Consider the following 5,465-nt stretch of genomic DNA (forward strand, 5'->3'; position numbering starts at 1 on the left):
ACTATCAAAGACCCACAGAGAGTACGTGAAAGCTGGCAGTCCACTTTTGGCGGAAGCGGCAACAGCAATAAGGTAGCTGTTCTGGAGGAAGGAATGAAATACACACCAATAGGTATATCACCGGAACAAGCTCAGTTTTTAGAAACAAGAAAGTTTCAGATAAATGAAATAGCTCGAATTTTCAGAGTTCCTCCCCATATGGTGGGAGACCTTGAAAAGTCGAGCTTTTCTAATATAGAACAACAGTCCTTGGAGTTTGTAAAATATACACTTGACCCATGGATAGTCCGCTGGGAGCAATCTATAAGACGAGCTCTTTTGACACCTGATGAAAAGAAAAAATATTTTGTAAAGTTTAATCTTGAAGGACTACTGCGAGGCGACTATCAAAGCCGAATGAATGGCTACGCCATAGGCAGGCAAAACGGCTGGATGAGCGCAAACGACATAAGGGAGCTTGAAAATCAGGACAGAATTCCTGCCGAAGAGGGCGGAGACTTGTATCTTGTAAACGGCAATATGCTTCCCATAAAAACCATAATTGAAAGGAATGATAAGAGCGAAAATGAAGAAGTTTTGGAACTGGAAAACAATACAGGTGAAGAATCAGGAAACAATGACGGAGAGAACTCTGTATCTCAACGGCACAATAGCCGAGGAAAGCTGGTATGAGGACGATGTAACACCTAAGCTTTTTAAGGATGAACTTATGTCCGGAACCGGCGACATAACCGTTTTTATAAATTCTCCCGGCGGTGACTGCGTGGCGGCGGCTCAGATTTATAATATGCTGATGGATTACAAAGGCAATGTGACTGTAAAAATTGACGGAATTGCCGCTTCTGCCGCTTCGGTTATTGCTATGGCAGGAACAAAAGTTTTAATGTCACCGGTCAGTCTTATGATGATTCACAACCCTCTCACTGTGGCTATCGGTGACAGTGAGGAAATGAAAAAGGCTATTGATATGCTAAGCGAGGTCAAAGAAAGCATAATAAACGCCTATGAGCTTAAAACAGGATTATCACGAGCGAAGCTTTCACACATGATGGACTCGGAAACCTGGATGAACGCACAAAAAGCTCTTGAACTTGGATTTGCCGACGGTATTTTATTTCAGAAAGATGACAGTATTTCCAATTTATCAGATACCGAAAACAGCTTTACTTTCAGCCGCAGAGCTGTGACAAATTCATTGATTGACAAAATCACCAGACATAAAAAGGAAATTGAAAATTCAGGAACTCCCATAGAGTATCTTGAAAAAAGACTAAATCTTATTAAACCATAAACAGGAGGAATTTAACATGAGCAAAGTAAACGAACTTAGAACACAGCGTGCTAAGGTGTGGGAAAATACCAAGGCTTTTCTCGACTCACACAGAAATGAAAAGGGCATTCTCTCTGCGGAGGACACAGCCGCCTATGAGAAAATGGAACAGGAAATTGTGGACTTGGGCAACGAAATATCAAGACAGGAAAAGCTTGATGCCCTTGAAAGAGAGCTAAACCTGCCGGTCAACTCCCCTATTCTCGAAAAACCAAATTCAAATAAAAGAGATACAAAAACCGGACGAGCCTCTGACGAATACAACAAAGCTTTCTGGGCGCAGACAAGAAGCAAAGGCGGACTTATCAGTCACGAGATTAGAAACGCTTTGCAGGTGGGCACTGATACAGAGGGCGGATATCTTGTGCCTGATGAGTTTGAAAACACACTTGTCCAGTCCCTTGAGGAGGAAAATGTTTTCAGAAGCCTTGCCCACGTATTCAGCACTGCTTCTGGCAGTCACAAAATTCCCATTGTGACCACAAAAGGAACTGCTTCATGGGTTGACGAGGAGGGTGCAATTCCGGAAAGCGATGAAAAATTCGGTCAGCAGCTTATCGGAGCACACAAGGTCGCTACAATGATTAAGATTTCCGAGGAGCTTCTCAGCGACTCTGCCTTTGACCTTGAGGGCTATTTTAGAACCGAGTTTTCAAGGAGAATCGGCAACAAGGAGGAAGAAGCCTTTCTCACCGGCGACGGCACAGGAAAGCCTGTGGGCATTTTCAATCAGACAGGCGGCGCAGATGTTGGAGTTACCGCCGCTTCTGCCACAGCCATAACCTCTGACGAGCTTATCGACCTTTTCTATTCCCTCAACAGTGCCTACAGGAAAAAGGCGGTCTGGCTTTTGAATGACTCAACCATTAAAAACATACGAAAGCTTAAGGATTCAAACGGTCAGTACCTTTGGCAGCCGGCACTTCACGAAGGCGGATACGATACACTCCTTGGCAAAAGGCTGTACACTTCCCCATATGTTCCCCAGGTATCAGGCGGCAACAAAACAATAGCTTTCGGTGATTTCAGCTTTTACTGGATCGGCGACAGAAAAGGCATTACCTTTAAAAGGCTCAACGAGAGATTTGCAGAAACCGGACAGATTGGATTTATTGCATCAAAGCGAGTTGACGGAAAGCTTATTCTTTCCGAAGCCGTAAAGGTTCTTCAACAGAAAAGTGCCGGATAATAAGTGACGATTATGATTGAGGAACTTTTAAAAAAGGTAAAACAGAACCTTATCCTAAACCACGAGGCGGACGATGAGCTTTTGAAAGGCTACATCACCGCCTCAATTTCATACGCTGAAAGCTATCAGCATTTAAAGGCAGGTTTTTACAGCGAAAATCAAATGCCGGCTACAACTGAACAGGCTGTCATTATGCTTTCATCCCATTTCTATGAAAGCCGTGACGGCTCTACAGGTGGATTTTTTGCGGACAATGTTCAGGCAGGTCAGCAGGTTTGGAATACGGTAAATCTCCTGCTTAGATTAGACAGAGAATGGAAGGTTTGATATGTCTTTTGGAAAAATGACGGAGTTTATCGACATAGTGGAAAAAGAGACCATTAAGGACGGCGAGGGTTTTAAGACTGAAAAGGATAAAATCATAGCGACTGTAAGGGCGTACCGAGAGGGACGCCACGGCAGCGAAAAATGGGCAAACAGGGTGGCGTTTTCCGACGCCACCCATCTTTTTAGATTCAGATGTATTCCTGGAGTAAGAATAACCACAGCCATGACCATTGTGTGCAATGACGGAAGGTTAGATATAACCTCCGTTGAGGACGTAAAGGACAAAGGCATGTATGTGGAGGTTTTGGCTAAGGAAATTACACCAAGTAAATAAAGGAGTGAAAATATATATGGCAACGGCAAAGGTTAAAATGCCGGAGGAGTTTCTCACTAAGCTTTCAAGCCTTGGAAAAAACACCGATGCAGTGGCTGAAAAGGTTCTTGAGGCAGGCGGTGAAGTTATGCTTAAAAAGACAAGGGAAAATTTATCTTCAGTTATCGGCTCCGGAGCAAAGTATGAATCACGTTCAACAGGGGAGTTGGAAGAATCTCTCGGTGTTACACCGGTAAAGGTTGATAAGGACGGAAACCACAATATAAAAATAGGTTTTGCAGAGCCAAGAAGTGACGGTAAAAGCAACGCTATGATAGCAAACGTCCTTGAATACGGAAAGCACGGTCAGCCGGCAAAGCCATTTTTAAAGCCTGCAATATCCTCTTCACGTTCCCGGTGCAAAAAGGCTATGATTGACACCTTTAATGAGGAGGTTAAGAAATTATGAGCCTTCTTGCTGAACTTAAAGGTATTGCAGAAAGCCTTGATATACCCGTTGAAACCGGTGTATTTTCTGATATTCCACCCGATGAATATATAGTCCTTACCCCTATGACAGACACTCTTTCCCTATTCGGCGATAACTCTCCAAGCGTTGATATTCAGGAAGTGAGAATTTCTCTTTACACAAAGAATAACTGTACAGAAAGAAAAAATCAGCTTACGGAAAAGCTTCTGAAAGCTGAAATAACCATAACAGACAGACGGTATATCGGTCACGAGGACGATACCGGCTATCATCATTACGCCATTGATACGGCAAATTATTATGAAACGGAGGAATGAATATGGCAACAATAGGTCTTGATAGGCTGTTTTACGCAAAGATAACAAACGGAGCTGACGGGGATGAAACCTACGATACACCAAGACAGCTGGCAAAAGCAATGACTGTAGAGCTTTCTGTGGAACTTGCAGAGGCGATACTCTATGCCGACGACGGAGCCGCCGAAATAGTAAAGGAATTTGTAAATGGAACGCTTTCCTTAGGTGTGGCGGATATAGGTTCTGAGGCAGCTTCCGACCTTACGGGAGCTGTGATTGACAAAAACGGGGTTGTGGTTTCCACCAGCGAGGATAGCGCCGACCCTGTGGCAGTAGGCTTTAGAGCGAAAAAGTCAAACGGAAAATACAGGTACTTCTGGCTTTACAGGGTGCAGTTTGGAATACCTTCAACGAACCTGACCACCAAGGGCGAAAGCATAGAGTTTTCCACACCTACCATTGAGGGAACTGTAACCAGAAGAAACAAGGTTGACGCCAAAGGCAGACACCCATGGAAAGCGGAGGTCACAGAGGGAGACACCTCAGTTACCGCAGACACCATAAGCAAATGGTATGGCGAGGTTTACGAACCAGCCTATGCAGATTCAGAACCAAATATTAAAGGAGCGGATTTAAATGGAAAATGAAAGAAGCGCAAATATAACACTGGGCGGTGAGGAGTACACTCTCATTCTCACAACAAAAGCCACAAAGGAGATAGCCGGCAAATACGGCGGCCTTGAAAATCTGGGGGATAAGCTGTTAAAATCGGAAAACTTTGAAATGGCATTAAATGAGGTTGTTTGGCTTATAACCCTTTTGGCAAATCAGTCTATTTTAATTCACAACATCAAAAACAAAGAAAACAAAAGAGAACTGCTGACAGAAGAAATGGTGGAGCTTCTGACTTCACCTTTGGACTTGGCTGGCTTTAAATCGGCCTTGTCGGAAGCTCTCTACAAAGGCACAAAAAGAAATATTGTAAGCGAGGACAACACAAAAAACTCACAGGTCGGGTAACAGATGAAGAGCTGTTCACCCGACTTCTTTATTACGGTCTTGCCCACCTTAATTTAACTCAGGATGAAGTGTGGCTCATGCCCTTTGGTTTGCTTTTAGACCTATGGGAATGTCATAAACAGTGGAACGGTCAGGCAAAACCAAAGCGTGAAGTTTTCATCGATGATGTTATCCCTTGTGGAATTTAATTAAAAGGCAGGTGATAAAGTGGCGGATGATTTTGGATTAAAAATAGGACTTGAGGGCGAAAAGGAATTTAAAAGGGCATTAACTGAAATAAACCAATCCTTCAAGGTGCTGGGTTCGGAAATGAAGCTTGTTTCCTCCCAGTTTGACAAAAACGACAATTCGGTTGAGGCTCTGACCGCCCGAAATCAGGTTCTAAACCGTGAAATTGATGAACAGAAAAAGAAAATCGAAACACTTCGCTCTGCCTTGAACAATGCATCTAACTCTTTCGGTGAAAACGACAAGAGAACAAAGAACTGGCAGATCCAGCT

9 protein-coding genes and 1 pseudogene are annotated in these 5,465 nt (G+C 43.6%); all 10 read left to right on the forward strand.

Features of this window, described 5'->3' with window-relative positions:
• Positions 1 to 672, forward strand: a 672-nt coding sequence (locus tag B5F08_RS12830) for a phage portal protein (protein ID WP_143256431.1), incomplete at its 5' end; no start/stop codon positions are given.
• Positions 566 to 1,291 (forward strand): head maturation protease, ClpP-related, encoded by a 726-nt coding sequence (locus tag B5F08_RS12835; RefSeq protein WP_087380303.1) that lies wholly within the window; start codon positions 566 to 568, stop codon positions 1,289 to 1,291. The genes B5F08_RS12830 and B5F08_RS12835, both read left to right, overlap by 107 nt.
• A 16-nt stretch (positions 1,292 to 1,307) precedes the next feature.
• Positions 1,308 to 2,519, forward strand: a complete 1,212-nt coding sequence (locus B5F08_RS12840) for a phage major capsid protein (protein WP_087380306.1) — start codon at positions 1,308 to 1,310, stop codon at positions 2,517 to 2,519.
• A gap of 12 nt (positions 2,520 to 2,531) precedes the next feature.
• Positions 2,532 to 2,846 carry a head-tail connector protein gene (locus B5F08_RS12845; RefSeq protein WP_087380309.1) on the forward strand — a complete coding sequence of 105 codons (315 nt, stop codon included), beginning with the start codon at positions 2,532 to 2,534 and terminating at the stop codon, positions 2,844 to 2,846.
• Position 2,847: 1 nt separating this feature from the next.
• Entirely contained in the window at positions 2,848 to 3,180 is a 333-nt protein-coding gene (locus B5F08_RS12850; RefSeq protein WP_087380312.1) for a head-tail adaptor protein, read from the forward strand.
• A gap of 16 nt (positions 3,181 to 3,196) precedes the next feature.
• Positions 3,197 to 3,628: an HK97-gp10 family putative phage morphogenesis protein gene (locus B5F08_RS12855; RefSeq protein WP_087380315.1), complete on the forward strand. Its 432-nt coding sequence runs from the start codon at positions 3,197 to 3,199 to the stop codon at positions 3,626 to 3,628.
• Positions 3,625 to 3,966 carry a hypothetical protein gene (locus tag B5F08_RS12860; RefSeq protein WP_087380318.1) on the forward strand — a complete coding sequence of 114 codons (342 nt, stop codon included), beginning with the start codon at positions 3,625 to 3,627 and terminating at the stop codon, positions 3,964 to 3,966. The genes B5F08_RS12855 and B5F08_RS12860 overlap by 4 nt, the downstream gene beginning before the upstream one ends.
• Positions 3,967 to 3,968: 2 nt before the next feature.
• The gene (locus B5F08_RS12865) at positions 3,969 to 4,592 is read left to right on the forward strand and encodes a major tail protein (protein ID WP_087380321.1); all 624 of its coding nucleotides are present in this window, start codon (positions 3,969 to 3,971) and stop codon (positions 4,590 to 4,592) included.
• The gene (locus tag B5F08_RS12870) at positions 4,582 to 4,965 is read left to right on the forward strand and encodes a hypothetical protein (protein ID WP_087380324.1); all 384 of its coding nucleotides are present in this window, start codon (positions 4,582 to 4,584) and stop codon (positions 4,963 to 4,965) included. The genes B5F08_RS12865 and B5F08_RS12870 overlap by 11 nt, the downstream gene beginning before the upstream one ends.
• A 207-nt stretch (positions 4,966 to 5,172) precedes the next feature.
• A pseudogene (locus tag B5F08_RS12875) lies at positions 5,173 to 5,465 on the forward strand (phage tail protein); the annotation flags it as partial.

This window comes from Anaeromassilibacillus sp. An172 (genome assembly GCF_002160515.1).
Taxonomy (GTDB): Bacteria; Bacillota; Clostridia; order Oscillospirales; family Acutalibacteraceae; genus Limousia; species Limousia pullorum.

Coding starts and splice junctions, on each gene's coding strand:
- B5F08_RS12840 (WP_087380306.1), top strand. CDS start 1,308: ATGAGCAAAGTAAACGAACTTAGAACACAGCGTGCTAAGGTGTGGGAA.
- B5F08_RS12870 (WP_087380324.1), top strand. CDS start 4,582: ATGGAAAATGAAAGAAGCGCAAATATAACACTGGGCGGTGAGGAGTAC.
- B5F08_RS12855 (WP_087380315.1), top strand. CDS start 3,197: ATGGCAACGGCAAAGGTTAAAATGCCGGAGGAGTTTCTCACTAAGCTT.
- B5F08_RS12850 (WP_087380312.1), top strand. CDS start 2,848: ATGTCTTTTGGAAAAATGACGGAGTTTATCGACATAGTGGAAAAAGAG.
- B5F08_RS12860 (WP_087380318.1), top strand. CDS start 3,625: ATGAGCCTTCTTGCTGAACTTAAAGGTATTGCAGAAAGCCTTGATATA.
- B5F08_RS12845 (WP_087380309.1), top strand. CDS start 2,532: ATGATTGAGGAACTTTTAAAAAAGGTAAAACAGAACCTTATCCTAAAC.
- B5F08_RS12835 (WP_087380303.1), top strand. CDS start 566: ATGAAGAAGTTTTGGAACTGGAAAACAATACAGGTGAAGAATCAGGAA.
- B5F08_RS12865 (WP_087380321.1), top strand. CDS start 3,969: ATGGCAACAATAGGTCTTGATAGGCTGTTTTACGCAAAGATAACAAAC.